This window comes from Streptomyces sp. P9(2023) (assembly GCF_032436795.1).
GTDB lineage: Bacteria > Actinomycetota > Actinomycetes > Streptomycetales > Streptomycetaceae > Streptomyces.
This window is the reverse complement of record NZ_JAUPWM010000508.1, coordinates 1-211: the sequence shown is the minus strand read 5'-3', so window position 1 is coordinate 211 and position 211 is coordinate 1. Positions and strand designations below refer to the sequence as shown.

Annotated in this window: 1 protein-coding gene; it reads left to right on the top strand. The window is 51.7% G+C overall.

From position 1 onward, the window contains the following. Positions 1–13: 13 nt before the first annotated feature. A partial coding sequence (locus tag Q5762_RS38540) for a hypothetical protein (protein ID WP_315896973.1) occupies positions 14–211 on the top strand: 198 nt, incomplete at its 3' end.

Sequence of the window (211 nt, the reverse complement as noted above, 5' to 3'; positions counted from 1 at the left end):
TTTGCTAGCTTCTATGGCTGCGCTCTTTCACGACTTAGGCAAAGCGAGCCAAGCGTTCCAGCAGCGTTTAATGGGCAAACTGGAAGGCCGTAATCGTTATCGACATGAATGGGTGTCGCTGCGTTTGCTGGAAGCCTTCGTGGGTGAGGATGATGATGCAACATGGCTTACACGCCTGGAAAACCTCTCGACAGACGATGACTTCAGTTGG